This window comes from Cronobacter dublinensis subsp. dublinensis LMG 23823, assembly GCF_001277235.1.
GTDB lineage: Bacteria > Pseudomonadota > Gammaproteobacteria > Enterobacterales > Enterobacteriaceae > Cronobacter > Cronobacter dublinensis.
On record NZ_CP012266.1, the window covers coordinates 3,963,744 to 3,980,295 of the forward strand.

Consider the following 16,552-nt stretch of genomic DNA (forward strand, 5'->3'; position numbering starts at 1 on the left):
GTCAGCCTTCAATGTTGATAGCTGCGAGACGGCTTCAGGAAATGTTCACACAGTATACACAGTTGCAAATAAATACTGGATATCCATTCAGGTTAAATTGTGTCATAATTAACCGTTTCTGGCCACCGGTTGTCCTTCAAACACCCAGGCATTAGCGTTCAAATCCAGGAAAGGTGAATGGATAAGATAGAAGTTCGGGGCGCCCGCACCCACAATCTCAAAAATATCAACCTCGTCATTCCGCGCGACAAACTCATCGTCGTGACCGGGCTGTCGGGTTCCGGCAAGTCTTCTCTGGCGTTCGACACGCTCTACGCCGAAGGGCAGCGCCGTTATGTCGAGTCGCTTTCCGCTTATGCGCGTCAGTTCCTGTCGCTGATGGAAAAGCCGGATGTCGACCATATCGAAGGGCTGTCGCCTGCGATTTCCATCGAGCAGAAGTCGACCTCCCATAACCCGCGTTCCACCGTGGGTACCATAACTGAAATTCACGATTACCTGCGCCTGCTGTATGCCCGCGTTGGCGAGCCGCGCTGCCCGGATCACGACGTCACGCTAGCGGCACAGACCGTCAGCCAGATGGTGGATAACGTGCTGGCGTTGCCGGAAGGCAAGCGCCTGATGCTGCTGGCGCCGGTCATTAAAGAGCGTAAAGGCGAGCACACCAAGACGCTGGAGAACCTCGCAAGCCAGGGGTACATCCGCGCCCGTATTGACGGCGAAGTGTGCGACCTCTCCGATCCGCCGAAGCTTGAACTGCAGAAAAAACATACCATTGAAGTGGTGGTTGACCGCTTTAAGGTGCGCGAGGATTTAGCCCAGCGCCTGGCGGAGTCGTTTGAAACCGCGCTGGAGCTCTCCGGCGGCACGGCGGTCGTGGCCGATATGGACGACGAAAAAGCGGAAGAGCTGCTGTTCTCCGCCAACTTCGCCTGCCCGGTGTGCGGCTACAGCATGCGCGAGCTTGAGCCGCGCCTGTTTTCGTTCAACAACCCGGCTGGCGCGTGTCCGACTTGCGACGGCCTCGGCGTGCAGCAATATTTCGATCCGGATCGCGTTGTGCAGAATACCGAGCTCTCGCTTGCGGGCGGCGCTATCCGCGGCTGGGATCGCCGTAACTTCTACTATTTCCAGATGCTGCGCTCGCTCGCCGACCATTATAAGTTTGACGTCGAAGCGCCGTGGAACACGCTCAGCGATAAAGTACAGAAAGCAGTGCTGTTCGGCTCCGGTAAAGAAACTATCGAATTTAAGTACATGAACGATCGCGGCGATACGTCCGTGCGTCGTCATCCGTTCGAAGGCGTGCTGCATAATATGGAGCGCCGCTATAAAGAGACCGAATCCAACGCGGTGCGCGAAGAGCTGGCGAAATTCATCAGCAACCGTCCCTGCGCGACCTGTGAAGGCACGCGTCTGCGTCGTGAAGCGCGCCATGTGTTTGTGGAAAACACCGCACTGCCGACGATTTCTGACATGAGCATCGGACACGCGATGGAGTTCTTCAATAACATGAAGCTCTCCGGCCAGCGCGCCAAAATCGCGGAAAAAGTGCTGAAAGAGATTGGCGATCGCCTGAAATTCCTGGTGAACGTCGGCCTGAACTACCTGACGCTCTCCCGTTCTGCAGAGACGCTCTCTGGCGGCGAGGCGCAGCGTATTCGTCTGGCGAGCCAGATTGGCGCCGGGCTGGTCGGCGTGATGTATGTGCTGGATGAACCGTCAATCGGTCTGCATCAGCGCGATAACGAACGCCTGCTCGGCACGCTTATCCATCTGCGCAACCTTGGTAATACCGTCATTGTGGTAGAGCACGATGAAGACGCCATTCGCGCCGCCGACCATGTCATCGATATCGGCCCTGGCGCGGGCGTTCACGGTGGCCAGGTCGTCGCGGAAGGCCCGCTTGACGCGATCATGGCGGTGCCAGAGTCGCTGACCGGGCAGTTCATGAGCGGCAAACGCAAAATTGAAGTGCCGAAAGAACGCGTGAAGGCGGACCCGGAAAAGGTGCTGAAGCTTACCGGCGCGCGCGGCAACAACCTGAAAGACGTCACGCTGACGCTGCCGGTTGGGCTGTTCACCTGCGTGACCGGCGTTTCGGGTTCCGGCAAGTCGACGCTGATTAACGATACCCTGTTCCCGATAGCCCAGCGCCAGCTTAACGGCGCGACCATCGCCGAACCTGCGCCATATCGCGACGTTCAGGGGATGGAGCATTTCGATAAAGTTATCGATATCGACCAGAGCCCGATTGGCCGCACGCCGCGCTCGAACCCCGCCACGTACACCGGCGTGTTTACGCCCGTGCGTGAGCTGTTCGCCGGCGTGCCGGAATCGCGCTCGCGCGGCTACACGCCGGGCCGTTTTAGCTTTAACGTGCGCGGCGGGCGCTGTGAAGCGTGCCAGGGCGACGGTGTTATCAAAGTTGAGATGCACTTCCTGCCGGATATTTACGTGCCGTGCGACCAGTGCAAAGGCAAACGCTATAACCGCGAAACGCTGGAAATTAAATACAAAGGCAAGACTATCCACGAAGTGCTGGATATGACTATCGAAGAAGCCCGCGAGTTCTTCGACGCGGTGCCGGCGCTGGCGCGTAAGCTGCAAACGCTGATAGATGTAGGTCTGACTTACATTCGCCTCGGCCAGTCCGCAACGACGCTCTCCGGCGGTGAAGCCCAGCGCGTGAAACTCGCCCGCGAGCTCTCAAAACGCGGCACCGGCCAGACGCTGTATATTCTCGATGAGCCGACCACCGGTCTGCACTTCGCGGATATTCAGCAACTGCTGGCGGTATTGCATCAGCTTCGCGATCAGGGCAACACGATCGTCGTGATCGAACATAACCTTGATGTTATCAAAACCGCCGACTGGATCGTCGATCTTGGCCCGGAAGGCGGTAGCGGCGGCGGCGAGATCCTCGTCTCAGGCACGCCGGAAACCGTGGCGGAGTGCGAAGCATCGCACACGGCCCGCTTCCTCAAACCCCTTCTGAAGTAACCCTTCACGCGTCGGATCGCCCGATCCGACGCGCCTCACTTCTTCTCACTTCTTTCTGATGAGGTTTCCTGTGTTCGGCGTGAGCAACGATGATTTGCGCGCATTACGGTCTGATGCTGAATTTTGCGAAAGACACGCCATCGCAAGGGGACACTATGCCGCACCAGACTCACCTGATGCTTTTCAGGCAGACAACTCTGCTGCTCGCCGCTCTGCTCACCGCCTGTAGCCTCGCCGGAAATTACCAGGCCAGGGCGCACGAACAGCTTACCGATCTGATGGCCACGCATTTGCAGCTGATTGATGATTTCACCGCGCCGTCTGCCGAGCTGGATAACGCCGCGCTTGCGAAAGCAGACCACGACATGCGGCTGCGTTTTGCCCAGGCCATTCCTTATGCCGAAAGCCTGCACGACACGCTTCGCACCGACAATTTGCGTCTGTTGCAGTCGGTCTACCGTGACGATCACACGCGTTTAGTGAAACAAAACCACCCTTTCAGCCCGGCGCAGGCCGCGCTCTGGCGCGAGCAGGCACGCCTGGCCTATCTCGAAGCGCTCCGGGGCGAATGCAGCCGACCCGCTTCGCCCTGTCAGTAGAGGAGGATCGTGATGAGTGATCTGTTTAACGCTGTCCGCCAGCTGCTGGCGTCACCGCAGTTCCAGAAAAGCGCCGGGAAGATTGTCGCTGAGGAGTTTCTCGGCCTGTTAAAGGAGGGCCTGAACGATGAAGAGACGTTTATTAAAACGACAGCGGAGATGACAGCCCAGGCGGTGCTGAATCAGGCGCAGGGGTTGATCACCGAAGAGGATATGACTGCACTTCTGAACAAGCAGAAAACGATCGCACAGATCCATGCCAATAGCAGCGAGATCGCGCTGCGCACACGTATTCAGACACTGACGGTGCGCCTAATTGATATCGCGATCCGTTCCTTCAGCGGAGCGGTAAATTAAAAAACCCCGCCGGAGCGGGGTTTAATGCGGCTCATCTTAATGATGGCTGTAGGCAGTATTATGATTGTTGTCCTGCGTAACCGGTACATGATAGTCCGGGCGATCAGGCGTCGGCATCGGCTCTGGCGTCGGCGTGTAGCCGCCGTTATCAGGCACATGACTGCCGTTATCATCCGGGTTCGGAACCGGAGTATTACCTCCGCCAGCGGGAACAAAATCCGGCGTGATGGTACCCTGGTTATCCACTTCACCGGTGCCCCCAACCGACTCACCCGTAATGGTTGCGTCTTTCGCGTTAGTCAGTTTGCTCACATAAAAGTTAATCGCGTTTTTACTGGAAATGCGGCCCTGGTTAGTAACGTTATTACCGTACCAGGTTAAACCATTATCTGCGTCCATCGTGCCCGCGTTAACAAAGTCACCGCTCTGGGTTTGCAGTGTCATTTCACCACCGGCAGACATGTTACCTTCGTTACGGCTTTCACCAGACGGGTAACGATATGCAATGGACATATCGAGGCTCAAATTATTATTTGCTGCGATCTCACCTTTGTTATTGAAATGCTCATAGGTGCGGATATTTACGTTATTACCTGCGGCAATTTTGCCATCATCCTCAGAATTAAATACCGCAGACTCCAGTGATAAATCTTTAGCGGCATTAATTTTACCCGTGCCGTTATTGATAGCATTCGCGTAGCTTACCGCCAGCGACGCTGCTGAATCGATAACGCCATTATTATTATTCAGTGAGTCGTAACCATAAATCTGCAGCGCGGTTTGGTCGCCGCTGGAAATAATACGGCCATTTTCATTGTTCAGATTTTTCGCGTTAATGACAGACTGCGACGGCGCATAGTGCGCATACGGCGAGGTAGCGGCGTTGCCAGCGTAGACCCCGCCCTGTGCCTGGTATTGGTACTGCCATTTATCATTCGCAGCGAACGCATCGCTGTCAGTGTTGACAAGGTTATGTGCATCGATACTTAGCGCACCATCAGAATGAATTAAACCAGCGTGGTTATTAATTTTTAATGACTGTACGGTCATGTTCCCGCCAGACGAAATCACGCCTTTTTCATTGTTGATAGCGCTTTCAGAAAGATCGGCGCGTTCATTATAATTGTACGACACCCACATATCAGAACCGCTATGGATTTCACCTTCCGTGTTATCCAGCGTCTGGCCGCCTAAGTTCATCTGCTGCTTTGCATCGATCAGGCCATTCGTATTGTTGGTATGACCGCCATTGAGATAAATACTTTCACCGGTAATTTTACCATTGTGGTTATTGAGATCGTGGGAAATATTGACGTTAAGGTTACCGCGCTCTGCATGGATAATACCGTTGCTATTATCCAGCGAGTCAGCATTAATGCCCATTTCCGACATAGACACGATGCGGCTACCGTTATTTTCCAGTTTACCGTTGGTTGAAAGGGACAAACGGCCAGTAGAGACGATATCAGCGTTATCGAGACGAACGCCTACGCCTGTTTCAGTGCCCAGCATATTGATTTTACCGGCGTACATAGAGCCTAGCGAGGTGACATCCAACGCCAACTGAGGCGCATCGCCGGTGCCTGTAATATATTTATCCAGATCGCCATTCATCTTAAGGCGGTTAGCACCGGTGACAATATTCAGGTTGTTTGCTTGCAGTTTTGCATTCACTTTCACTGAACGCGCAAAGATATCCGTCAGTTGCGGTTTACCGTTGTTATCGACATCCATGCCCGCGCCGGTTATAACCACCTGACCTTTTTTGATATCGTAGCCGGTAAGTTTACCGTCGGAGAAGTTTGCAGTACCCGTGGTTAACGTCGCGTGATTCGTGTTAATGAAGCCACAACCATCGCAGGTAATACCTGATGGGTTAGCAATAATGACCTGTGCAGACTTGCCTGCGACTTCAACCATACCGTTTAACTGGCTCGGATCTGAAGAACGCACTTCGTTCAGAATGATTGTCGCACTGTTGCCAGCCAGGTTGGCGTTGCCGCTGATATTACCTGCCAGCTGCGTGTTAGTATTTGCGGTGCTGTTATTAAGCACCACTCCGTTTTTATCTACGTTAAATTCGGTGTAAATATTATGTGAAACACCCTGGCTGCTGGCTTTATTAATATCAACGACAGTCGCTCCACTACCATTGCTGTGGATGTCCGGCTGATGAGTAACGCTGGTATCCGCCGTGATTGCCGCGCTGGCATTTTGCACCATACCCAGCGCCATCAGCGTAGCGAAGCAGACTGGCCCCAGTTTAGCGCGCAACTCTTTTTGCGCCGCTCCTTGATTATTTTTCATTGATCGTCCTTATATGTTACACTTAGATTATAATTACTATTTATGAATGGGTTAATGAATAAATATAAATTCACCACCCCGCTTGTAATTATAATTGACCGCACGCCTTAATAGATGCCAGAAAATAACTTTCAGATATTCGATCGATATTATCCAAATAAAGAAGCCATTCTTAAACTTATTCGTTTGCAAAAAGCAGATATCGATAAACAACCGTATCGTGAATATATCAATAAAAATAGACAGTTCACTCTTATTAGGGATTTAATAAAGAGAGGAAGGCGCTGGAATGAATCGAATAAATAAGAAAAGGAGGGAAATAGTCCAGAAGTGCAGCGACTGTCGCCGAACTCCTGGCACCTGACTAAAGGTTTAAACCGACAACTGTTGCCGCCTTTGTTCCGGTAGTAAACCGACAGCCTGTTGATACGACGCATCGACCAGATAGTAAATTTGCGAATCCGGTAATTCTCCATCCAGATACACGGTGCTCCAGTGCGCTTTATTCAGTTGCGCGCTGGGGAACACGTCTTTGTGCTCCTGGCGCAGCAGCTCGGCCAGCTCCGGGCTCGTTTTCAACGAAACAGCGGGACGCGCGTTAACGTCATGCACCATGGCAAACAGCACGTCGCCCACTTTGATTTGCGCCGCTTTCCAGTCGCGATGCTCGCTTTGTTCAGCACCCGGTTTTTTCATACAGTAATCAAGCAAGTCAGCGTTTTTCATAAAGAATCTCCTTGAAGCGTCGCGACTATCCTGCGCGCGCCGCCATGATTGCGATGTTCTCCGAGCCAGATGCCCTGCCAGGTACCGAGCTGCAGACGCCCTTGCCTGACCGGCAGCATTAAAGAAACACCCAGCGTAGAAGACTTAATGTGCGCGGGCATATCGTCCGGCCCTTCGTCGTCATGTTCGTACGTCACACTTTCAGGCACAGCCTGAAGAAAATGGCGCTCCATATCGTGGCGCACGGCGGGAGAGCAATTTTCGTTCAGCGTGAGGGATGCAGAGGTATGTTCAAGCAGCAGATGCAATAACCCCGTCTGCACCTGCGAAAGCGCCGGAAGCTGGCTGACAATGTCATCGGTAATAAGGTGAAAACCCCGAGGCCTGGCCTTTAATGTCAGGGTTTGTTGAAACCACATAGTCGGCTCCCATAAAAAACGTGATTCTCTAAGTGTGCAGACTGAGCGGCAAAACGCAAAATTCCGCTGGCGTTCTGTACGAATTTTACACAGCGCACCAGCAAAAAAAGCAATCCGGCATGCGAGGATCAGTATTGCCACTGCATTGCAAAGCCCAGCGTAAATGGGCTGGTATGCATCTCTTCAGGTTTTAACAAAGGCGCACCGGCGAAGAGATCGTAACCGAATTTGCCTTTCACCCCACGAACGCCGATAGCGGCACCTGCGATGTGTTTTCCGCTCCAGTAGTCATTTTTAGAGCCTTTCACCTGACCATAGTCCACGCCCACATACGGCTGCATACCCCACTGCGGCAGGTTGAGGTTGATATCGTTACGCAGATACCAGCCTTTATCAGCATAGATTGTCGTTTCGCCATCAAAGCCGCGAACGGTCCAGCGGTTACCGATAGTGAACTTATCGGGCTGCGTCAGGCGATCCGGGGAAGTTTGCGACATAAAATGCGGCTCATAGCTCATCGACAACTTGCCCACGTTAAAGGGCAGAGTGCCGTCAACGCCAAGCGTAATAATGCGCGCCTGCGGATCAGCATTGCCAACGACCTCTTCTGCGTCCGCCTGTTCATGAAACCAGTGCGCCGCTTTCTGGTAACCGAGGCTCGCTTTTAGCTGACCGAACGGCAGGTATGCCAGATGTTCCAGCGACAATTTCCAGGTGCTGGTTTTACGGCGCTGAACGTCGATTTCCACGTCGTTAAGCAGGTAGGTGGAATCACGACGAAACGCTTTTAATGCCAGCGTCGTTTTCTGGCTGGCGCTGCGGTAAATCACACGGCTGATTTGCGCGCTGCGGTATTTTTCTATACCGCTGTAGAGATAGCTAAAGGGCCCGTCATGGATTGTCTGGGTATAACGGTATTTGCTGCCGTAAAGTTCAAGCAGCCAGTTACCCCAGGGAACAGAATAAAACGCCGAGACGTTATCGCTGCGCCGGCCATCTTCGTTTTTTAGGCCTCCCCCATATGCGGCATAAAACATATCGTTAAGTGAGGTCAGATTATCAAGATAAAATGCCAACCCGCTTTGATAGCGCCCGGTATACTTACTGCCTGAATCATCCGCCCAGGCACCAAGACGCCAGTGTTTAGGCTGCGTACGCGTGACTTCAATTTGCGTTTCACCCGGCTTCGTCCCTGGCAGCAGGTTGATACTGGCGTTTGAGCCCGGCACGCGCTGAAGGTTTTCCAGTCCCTGTTCGAGGCCGCGTAAATCCAGGACATCGCCCTTTGTCTGCGGAAAGTTATTTATGGCGTGAATATATTTTCCACTATTGTCTTTAAAAACGATATCACTGATGGTACCTGGCAGAATTTGAAATTTCAGCGTGCCGCTTTTGAGATCCTGCGCGGGCACCAGAATACGGGTCGTAATATAGCCGTGTTCTAATAAGCGGTTTTGTGCCACTTTATGAATCATTCGGATACCATTAATACCAACGCACTTTCCTTTTACGCTTTTTTCAATATCACGAAAACTCAGCCAATGCGCTACCGCATTTTTATTCTCAAATAAAACCGTGCTTACAGGATAACAGGGCTGCTCCTGCGGCAGATTAAGCCCCTCTTTGACCTCTGGCTTCGTTGAAGAAAGTAAGGATTTACTTTCTGTAGCGAGCGTGTCGTGCCGAGCTTCATTCTGTTGTTGTTGGTTTAATGCCTGCTGATTCGCCATCACTTCAGCATAAGCCGGAGAATGAACTCCGCTCAGAACTGACAGGATCGCAATGTATATGCCAGAGTGACGAGTAATCACAATAAATTCCTTAACCATCCCTGTTACCGGGCATCCCGTTGAGGCTTATTCACGACAACGCTATTGCCATTTATAAAAAGCGTGAACACGATAAAATGCCCCGAATAAATCGGGGCAGAGATACTGACCTGGCTTTTAGATAAATAACGTCTGTCAGGCGGTAACAAAACCATAGCCGTAAGGGGTAACGTCAATTGAGACAATAGTTTTGCCTTTAATTTTATCCCCAACGCGATAGTGCACGCCGTTCATCCAGGCACCCTGACCGTCACTGTCGACACCATCGGGATAGCCGCCGTTATTCGCAGTAGAGCCGCCATTATTGGTGGAACTGCCGCTATCGGCATTACCGTTGTTATCAGGCGCAGGCGCGTTATTCGTGTCATCAGCGGGTGCTGGTGTGTTATCTGATGAACCTGTATCTGCACTCTGGCCGTGGGTTTCGGTCATCGTGCCGTAGTTTTTGAGCTTGCCGGACGTAGAGATAGTGTCACCGACAACCGTTTCGTAGTTTGTGACACCGTTCGAGCCACTCAGATAAACGTTGCCTGCGCTCTGGATAAGCCCGCGGTTCGTCAGGCTGCTGGCGTTAACATAGACACTGTCATCGCCTTTCATCGTGCCGTAGTTAGTGAAATTCACGCGGTTCATTTGTGCATTTAGCGCACCACCGGCGGTGATGTTGCCGTCGTTATACGCGGATGACGTGGAGCGAGAAGAGCTGCTGCTCAGTCGCAGATTAAGATCGCCCCTCGCCGCGAGATCGCCACTGTTACTCAAGTTTTTCACGTCCAGAGACAGATTCCGGCCCGCGTGGATCACTGCACCGGCGTCGTTAGTCAACGTCGTTACATACAGCGACGCACTATCCACAGCATCGATACGACTACCCGCATGGTTTTCAAGATAAGAGGTGCTTAAATCAAGCGTCCGTGCGGCATTGATGATCCCGCTATTTTCAAGATCGTTGAGTTGCCATTTCATACTATTAGCGTGAATTGCACCGGTATTCGTGAAAATGCCGTTGCTCATCATCACATCGAGATCGCCTGTCACCTGAATATCGCCCGTGTTAGCGGCGTTCTGCGCACGCGCGTTGCGACCCGTTGCATTCAGATCCAGCGTCATGTTATTGCCTGCATGGATATGACCGGCATTACGGAACTCCCCGCCAGTGATAGTGATATCTTGCTGCGCGTTCAGCTGGCTATGGGCATCGGAGCGATAGTCGCTGTTATAAAGGCTAATGCTTTTGCCTTCGACCGTACCGGAGGCGTTATTAAGATGCTGAGTGAAAGAGATGTCTCCCGCGCTGCGGATGACCCCGTTTGCATTACTAACGGTTCCGTCCCCTTTCAGCGTGCTGAACTGCAACTCGCTTCCCTCACCACTTACTGTGATATCGCCGTCGTTATTATTCAGCGTATTGGTCTGGAACGTATTCCAGCTCGCCACACCAGCTTTACCCGCAGCAATATGGCCCTGCGCGTTATTCAGCGTATTGGTTTTAATATTCAGGCTGGCTTCGGTCGTGATGTTGCCGTTGCGGTTATCCACATTCGCGGCATCAATATTAGTATTGCCTTTCGCAGAGATGGTGCCCTGCGTATTGATGAGGCCTGGCGCCGTTGATGTGTAAGAAGAGGTCTGCGTTCTGCGGCTAATACTCAACGTACCGTCGCTCAGGAGAGTACCGTGAGTATTGTCCAGGATATCTGCCGTAACGCCGGTCGAGTTTTTACCGTGAATGACACCGTTGCGGTTATTCACCGTGCTGCCGTCCGCATTGGCGTACAAACCATCAATGATGCCACTATTATCCACAGCGCCGTTCCGTGCGGTGACATCCGCCTGTCCATTGACCGCCGAGATATGGCCGTTGTTATTCGCAACGCTTGTGCCAATAACCACCGCGCCATTGTTACCGCTCAGCGTGCCGCCGTTGTTTTCTACTTTGCCGTTAACATCAAGAGAAAGCATGTCGTTTGCGGTCAAGTCAGCATGATCGATGCGCACGCCAACGCCCGCCTCGGTGCCTTTCATGTAGATCTTATTGGCATACATTGACCCCAGTGATGACACATCCAATGCCAGCGCCGGTTTTTCGCCTTCGCCGGTAATTGCTGTCACACGGCCATTTTTCGCGATGTGATTAGCACCGGTGGTGATATTCAGGTCATTAGCTTTTAATTGCGCATTAACCTTAACGGAACGGGCGATAATATCTGCGTATTGCGCCGAAGCGGCATCCATTCCTTTACCGGTGATGATCACCTGACCTTTTTTAACATCGAGGCCAGAAAGGTTTCCCTGGCCGTCGAAGGTCGCGCTGCCTGTCGTGAGCGTAGCGCGGTTAGTATTAATAAACCCGCAGCCGTCGCAGGTAATGCCTGATGGGTTCGCGATAATCACCTGTGCAGACTGCCCGGCGACTTCTACTATCCCATTTAGCTGACTTGGATCCGCTGAGCGCACTTCATTCAAAATCACTTTTGCACTGCCGCCAGCCATATTGGCATTACCGGCAATCTGGCCGGAAAGCTGCGTATTGGTAGCAGAACCACTGTTATTGAGAATAACGCCGGACTTATCTACGTCGAATGACGAATAAATGTTATGCGAAACGCCTTCAGCACTGGCTTTATTAATGTCCACAATGGTGGCGCCATTCGCACCCGTGTGTACCGCTGGCTGATTTGCAGCACCTTTGTCGGCGATAACCGCCGCGTCGACCGGCATGATCATGCCGAGCGCCAGCATAGTCGCGAAACAGGCCGGCGCCAGTTTCGCTTGTAATTTCACGCTATTACGCAGTGCTTTTGCTTTATTCCGTTGTTTCATCTAAATATCCTTAATATCCTAAACACGCCTTGATTGAAAAAACCTTTTCCAACGCGAGAGTGCGATGGAAAAATGGCGAACAGATATATTACGGCGTGTTACCACCCGCAAAAAAAACGTGTAAATAATTGCAAAAGACTTATTCCAAAATAAAAATAAATTACTCTTGCGTGAATAATTATCAGGAAAGCAACACGGTTAAATTCTTCCAGAAGTAAACCAGAATTAAAAACAGTGTCCATAAAAATGTTTTTTATTTAACAATCTAAATATTGCTGACAAGAATATTAATAACGCCAATATCATTAGCAGAACGAATGTATTTTTGCGCTGTTACAATTTAGTGATGAGAGAATAGGAATGGACGCAACGGTCAAAGTAAAAAAGCGCTGCGGGGCAGCGCCTGGTAATCAGCATTACATGACCGCAGCAAACGCTTTTGCAACCTGTTGCACGTTGCGGCTGTTAAGGCCAGCCACGCACATGCGGCCGCTGCTAATCAGATAAACGCCAAATTCGTCACGCAGGCGATCAACCTGCGCAGCGCTGAGGCCGGTGTAGCTGAACATACCACGCTGCTTAAGCAGGTAATCGAAATTCCGCCCCGGCACCTCGGTTTTCAGCACGTCCACCAGCGCCTGACGCATCTCCAGAATGCGGCGGCGCATCGCCTCGACTTCCGCGAGCCACTGCGCTTTCAGCGAGGCGTCGTTGAGAACCATCGCCACCACCTGCGCGCCGAAATTCGGCGGGCTGGAGTAGTTGCGGCGCACGGTCGCTTTCAGCTGCCCAAGCACGCGCGCGGCGGTTTGCGCGTCGTCACAGACCACCGACAGCCCGCCCACGCGCTCGCCATACAGCGAGAAGATTTTCGAAAAAGAGTTGCTGACCAGTGCCGGCAGGCCCGCGCTGGCAATGGCGCGGATAGCATAAGCGTCTTCGTCCATTCCGGCACCAAAGCCCTGGTAAGCAATATCCAGAAACGGGATCAGCTCACGCGCTTTCAGCACCTCGACCACCGCGTCCCACTGGGTGTTAGTGAGGTCGGCGCCGGTCGGGTTATGACAGCACGGATGCAGCAGCACGATGTCGCGCGCGGGCAGCGTGTTAAGCGTTGCCAACAGCGCATCGAAACGTACCCCGTTGGTTTCATTATCAAACCAGGGGTAAGTGCTTACTTCAAACCCGGCGCCGCTGAAAATCGCCACGTGGTTTTCCCAGGTCGGGTCGCTGACCCAGACACGAGACTGCGGAAAATAGCGTTTAAGGAAATCCGCACCGATTTTCAGCGCGCCCGATCCCCCCACAGTCTGGATACTGGCGATACGGCCCGCGGTCAGTGCCGGATGATCGGCACCAAACAGCAGCGGTGCAATCGCACTGCGGTAAGGATTGAGCCCTTCCATCGGGAGATAAAGCGATGCGCCATGCGGCTGCGCATTGAGGCGCGCTTCTGCCTGAGCCACGGCCTGTAACTGCGGGATGATGCCCTGCTCATTGTAATAGAGGCCGATACTCAGGTTTACTTTGTCGCTGCGCGCGTCTTCTTTAAAACGTTCCATGAGAGAAAGGATGGGGTCGCCGGCGTAGGCGTCAACATTCTGAAACACGCTTGGTTCTCCAGATTTACGGTGTGATGTTTCTCCACAATAAACCGGATAGCGCAGCAGATCGAGCGGGATGTGGACCAATGGCGGGTGATGAAGATAACGGGTGGTCGTGAAGATGGCGGGTGCGCTGCGCTTACCCGCCCTACATATTAAAAGGGCGTTGAAGGGTGGATAAGCAAAGCGCACCCACCGCCATGCCTTGACGCGCCTGCGTTGCTCTTAATCCACGTAGCGCATCGCCACCCGCGAGGTTAAACGCGTGACAAGCTCGTAAGCGCTCACTTTTGTCGCTTCGGCGATACGCTCGACCGGCAAGCCGTCGCCCCACAGGATAACGGCGTCACCCGCGCGCTCCTGCGCGTCAGGGCCTAAATCGACGCAAATCATGTCCATCGCCACGCGCCCGATGATGGGCACTTCGCGACCATTGACCAACACTGGCGTGCCCGTGGGCGCGCAGCGCGGATAGCCGTCGCCATACCCCATCGCCACCACGCCAAGCCGCGTGTCACGCTCGCTCACCCAGGTGCCGCCATAGCCGACCGGTTCGCCCGCTTTGTGGTCGCGCACCGCAATCAGGCTGGACGTCAGCGACATCGCAGGCTGAAAGCCAAGCTCCGCGCCCCACGGGTGCGTATCGAGCGGCGAGACGCCGTAGAGAATAATGCCAGGACGCACCCAGTCGAAATGCGACTGCGGCCAGAAGAGAATACCGCCGGAGGCCGCAATGGAGCGCTTGCCGGGTTTGTCGTGCGTAAAGCTGTTGAAAATATCCAGCTGGCGCTCGGTGGCACCGCAGTCCGGTTCGTCTGCACGAGCGAAGTGGCTTACCACATTCACCGGCTGGCGCACGTTTTTACAGGCCGCGAGCCGGTCGTAAAAGGCCTGCGCCGCCTCCGGACGCACGCCTAAGCGGTGCATGCCGGTATCAAGCTTCATCCAGACCTCCACCGACTCCGGCAGCGTCGCCTGCTCCAGCGCCGCCAGTTGCTCTTCGCTATGCACGGCGGTGTGCAGATGCTGCGCCGCGATAACCGGCAGGTCGCTTGCGCTAAAAAAGCCTTCCAGCAGCAGAATGGGTTGGGTGATACCGCCTTCGCGCAGGCGCAGCGCCTCTTCAAGGCGGGCTACGCCGAACGCGTCGGCATCGGGGAGAGTGCGGGCGGTCTCCAGAAGACCGTGTCCATAGGCGTTTGCCTTCACCACCGCAACCAGTTTGCTGGCGGGCGCCAGTTCACGCAGGCGTTGCAGGTTGTGACGCAGAGCGCGGCGGTTTACTACCACAGTTGCCGCTTGCATTGACTTTCCTTGCTTATTTAAAGGGTTACTGTAAATCCCCTAAATCGTTCGCGTTGCAGGAAGGCGACAAGCTCGTGAATCCCCGGGCGCTTAGTGAACTAAGTGGGTGAGCGAGCGCGGTCAACGCACCTGCGGCGTGAAGGATGACGGGGATTTTATTCGTCGTCGTACTGAGGGCCGGCGTAGTTATCAAACCGCGACCACTGCCCATTAAACGTCAGGCGCACCGTGCCTATCGGGCCGTTACGCTGCTTACCGATGATAATCTCCGCGATGCCTTTTAAGTCGCTGTTCTCGTGATACACCTCGTCACGATAGATGAACATGATAAGGTCGGCGTCCTGCTCGATAGAGCCAGATTCACGCAGATCCGAGTTCACCGGGCGTTTGTCGGCGCGCTGTTCCAGCGAGCGGTTAAGCTGCGAAAGCGCCACGACCGGCACCTGCAACTCTTTCGCCAGGGCTTTCAGCGAGCGCGAAATTTCGGCAATTTCCAGGGTGCGGTTATCGGAGAGCGACGGCACGCGCATCAGTTGCAGGTAGTCGATCATGATAAGGCTTAAGCCGCCGTGCTCGCGAAAGATACGGCGCGCGCGGGAGCGAACTTCAGTCGGGGTCAGGCCGGAGGAGTCATCAATATACATATTGCGCTTCTCAAGCAGAATGCCCATGGTGCCGGAAATACGCGCCCAGTCTTCGTCGTCCAGCTGGCCGGTACGAATACGCGTCTGATCCACGCGCGAGAGCGACGCCAGCATACGCATCATGATCTGCTCGCCGGGCATCTCCAGTGAGAAGATCAGCACCGGTTTATCCTGAAGCATCGCGGCGTTTTCGCACAGGTTCATGGCGAAGGTGGTTTTACCCATCGACGGACGCGCCGCGACGATGATCAGATCCGAGCGCTGTAAGCCCGCGGTCTTTTTATTGAGATCCTGATAGCCGGTATCGACGCCCGTCACGCCGTCGTGCGGCTGCTGGTAAAGCGTTTCGATACGCGCGACGGTGGCTTCGAGGATCTGATCGATACTCTTGGGCCCTTCGTCTTTATTGGCGCGGTTTTCGGCTATCTGGAACACGCGCGATTCAGCGAGATCGAGCAGATCTTCGCTGGTGCGGCCCTGCGGATCGTAACCGGCGTCGGCGATTTCATTGGCGACCGAAATCATGTCGCGCACCACCGCGCGCTCGCGCACGATATCGGCATAGGCGCTAATGTTCGCGGCACTTGGCGTGTTCTTGGAAAGCTCCGCGAGATACGCAAAGCCGCCTACGCTTTCCAGCTGCCCTTGCAGCTCCAGCGATTCAGAAAGCGTAATCAGATCGATGGGTTTACCCATCTCCTGCAGGCGATGCATTTCGGTGAAGATCATGCGGTGCTGGCGGGTATAGAAATCCTCAGCCACGACGCGCTCGGCCACATCGTCCCAGCGCTCGTTATCCAGCATTAAACCGCCCAACACCGACTGTTCCGCCTCCATGGAATGCGGCGGCATTTTCAGCCCGGCGACCTGCGGGTCACGAGGTTCAGTGGGTTTGTTGAAGGGTTTATTTCCTGCCATAGTGAATGGAGTTACCAA

General features: G+C 53.8%; 11 protein-coding genes. 3 read left to right on the forward strand and 8 right to left on the reverse strand.

The genetic code is table 11. From position 1 onward, the window contains the following. The first annotated feature begins 177 nt into the window (after positions 1 to 177). From uvrA to AFK67_RS18365, 3 genes are all read left to right on the forward strand, one after another. The gene (gene uvrA, locus AFK67_RS18355; RefSeq protein WP_007712026.1) at positions 178 to 3,003 is read left to right on the forward strand and encodes an excinuclease ABC subunit UvrA; all 2,826 of its coding nucleotides are present in this window, start codon (positions 178 to 180) and stop codon (positions 3,001 to 3,003) included. A gap of 155 nt (positions 3,004 to 3,158) precedes the next feature. Then, positions 3,159 to 3,602 (forward strand): hypothetical protein, encoded by a 444-nt coding sequence (locus tag AFK67_RS18360; protein WP_235047945.1) that lies wholly within the window; start codon positions 3,159 to 3,161, stop codon positions 3,600 to 3,602. A 12-nt stretch (positions 3,603 to 3,614) separates the two neighbouring features. Continuing rightward, positions 3,615 to 3,959 carry a hypothetical protein gene (locus tag AFK67_RS18365; RefSeq protein WP_007712022.1) on the forward strand — a complete coding sequence of 115 codons (345 nt, stop codon included), beginning with the start codon at positions 3,615 to 3,617 and terminating at the stop codon, positions 3,957 to 3,959. A 36-nt stretch (positions 3,960 to 3,995) separates the two neighbouring features. Here the strand turns inward: AFK67_RS18365 and AFK67_RS18370 are convergent, their stop codons facing one another. From AFK67_RS18370 to dnaB, 8 genes are all read right to left on the reverse strand, one after another. Then, entirely contained in the window at positions 3,996 to 6,266 is a 2,271-nt protein-coding gene (locus AFK67_RS18370; protein ID WP_007712019.1) for a filamentous hemagglutinin N-terminal domain-containing protein, read from the reverse strand. 372 nt (positions 6,267 to 6,638) lie between these two features. Further along, entirely contained in the window at positions 6,639 to 6,992 is a 354-nt protein-coding gene (locus AFK67_RS18375; RefSeq protein WP_007712011.1) for an MmcQ/YjbR family DNA-binding protein, read from the reverse strand. After that, positions 6,989 to 7,411: a secondary thiamine-phosphate synthase enzyme YjbQ gene (locus AFK67_RS18380; protein ID WP_007712007.1), complete on the reverse strand. Its 423-nt coding sequence runs from the start codon at positions 7,409 to 7,411 to the stop codon at positions 6,989 to 6,991. Before AFK67_RS18380 ends, AFK67_RS18375 begins: the two co-directional genes overlap by 4 nt. Positions 7,412 to 7,539: 128 nt before the next feature. Continuing rightward, entirely contained in the window at positions 7,540 to 9,240 is a 1,701-nt protein-coding gene (locus AFK67_RS18385; RefSeq protein ID WP_235047946.1) for a ShlB/FhaC/HecB family hemolysin secretion/activation protein, read from the reverse strand. A gap of 135 nt (positions 9,241 to 9,375) precedes the next feature. Continuing rightward, on the reverse strand, positions 9,376 to 12,063 hold the full coding sequence (locus AFK67_RS18390; protein WP_007711999.1) for a two-partner secretion domain-containing protein: 2,688 nt from the start codon (positions 12,061 to 12,063) through the stop codon (positions 9,376 to 9,378). Positions 12,064 to 12,479: 416 nt separating this feature from the next. Further along, the gene (tyrB, locus tag AFK67_RS18395) at positions 12,480 to 13,673 is read right to left on the reverse strand and encodes an aromatic amino acid transaminase (RefSeq protein WP_038884577.1); all 1,194 of its coding nucleotides are present in this window, start codon (positions 13,671 to 13,673) and stop codon (positions 12,480 to 12,482) included. Positions 13,674 to 13,892: 219 nt separating this feature from the next. Beyond that, the gene (gene alr / locus AFK67_RS18400) at positions 13,893 to 14,972 is read right to left on the reverse strand and encodes an alanine racemase (RefSeq protein ID WP_007725899.1); all 1,080 of its coding nucleotides are present in this window, start codon (positions 14,970 to 14,972) and stop codon (positions 13,893 to 13,895) included. Positions 14,973 to 15,127: 155 nt separating this feature from the next. After that, complete coding sequence (dnaB, locus tag AFK67_RS18405) at positions 15,128 to 16,534, reverse strand: replicative DNA helicase (RefSeq protein WP_007667540.1); 1,407 nt, start codon at positions 16,532 to 16,534, stop codon at positions 15,128 to 15,130. Positions 16,535 to 16,552 lie beyond the last annotated feature (18 nt).

Excerpts from the sequence above, each read along its gene's own strand:
- uvrA (WP_007712026.1), top strand. The coding sequence starts at position 178 with ATGGATAAGATAGAAGTTCGGGGCGCCCGCACCCACAATCTCAAAAAT.
- AFK67_RS18360 (WP_235047945.1), top strand. The coding sequence starts at position 3,159 with ATGCCGCACCAGACTCACCTGATGCTTTTCAGGCAGACAACTCTGCTG.
- AFK67_RS18365 (WP_007712022.1), top strand. The coding sequence starts at position 3,615 with ATGAGTGATCTGTTTAACGCTGTCCGCCAGCTGCTGGCGTCACCGCAG.
- AFK67_RS18370 (WP_007712019.1), bottom strand. The coding sequence starts at position 6,266 with ATGAAAAATAATCAAGGAGCGGCGCAAAAAGAGTTGCGCGCTAAACTG.
- AFK67_RS18375 (WP_007712011.1), bottom strand. The coding sequence starts at position 6,992 with ATGAAAAACGCTGACTTGCTTGATTACTGTATGAAAAAACCGGGTGCT.
- AFK67_RS18380 (WP_007712007.1), bottom strand. The coding sequence starts at position 7,411 with ATGTGGTTTCAACAAACCCTGACATTAAAGGCCAGGCCTCGGGGTTTT.
- AFK67_RS18385 (WP_235047946.1), bottom strand. The coding sequence starts at position 9,240 with ATGGTTAAGGAATTTATTGTGATTACTCGTCACTCTGGCATATACATT.
- AFK67_RS18390 (WP_007711999.1), bottom strand. The coding sequence starts at position 12,063 with ATGAAACAACGGAATAAAGCAAAAGCACTGCGTAATAGCGTGAAATTA.
- alr (WP_007725899.1), bottom strand. The coding sequence starts at position 14,972 with ATGCAAGCGGCAACTGTGGTAGTAAACCGCCGCGCTCTGCGTCACAAC.
- dnaB (WP_007667540.1), bottom strand. The coding sequence starts at position 16,534 with ATGGCAGGAAATAAACCCTTCAACAAACCCACTGAACCTCGTGACCCG.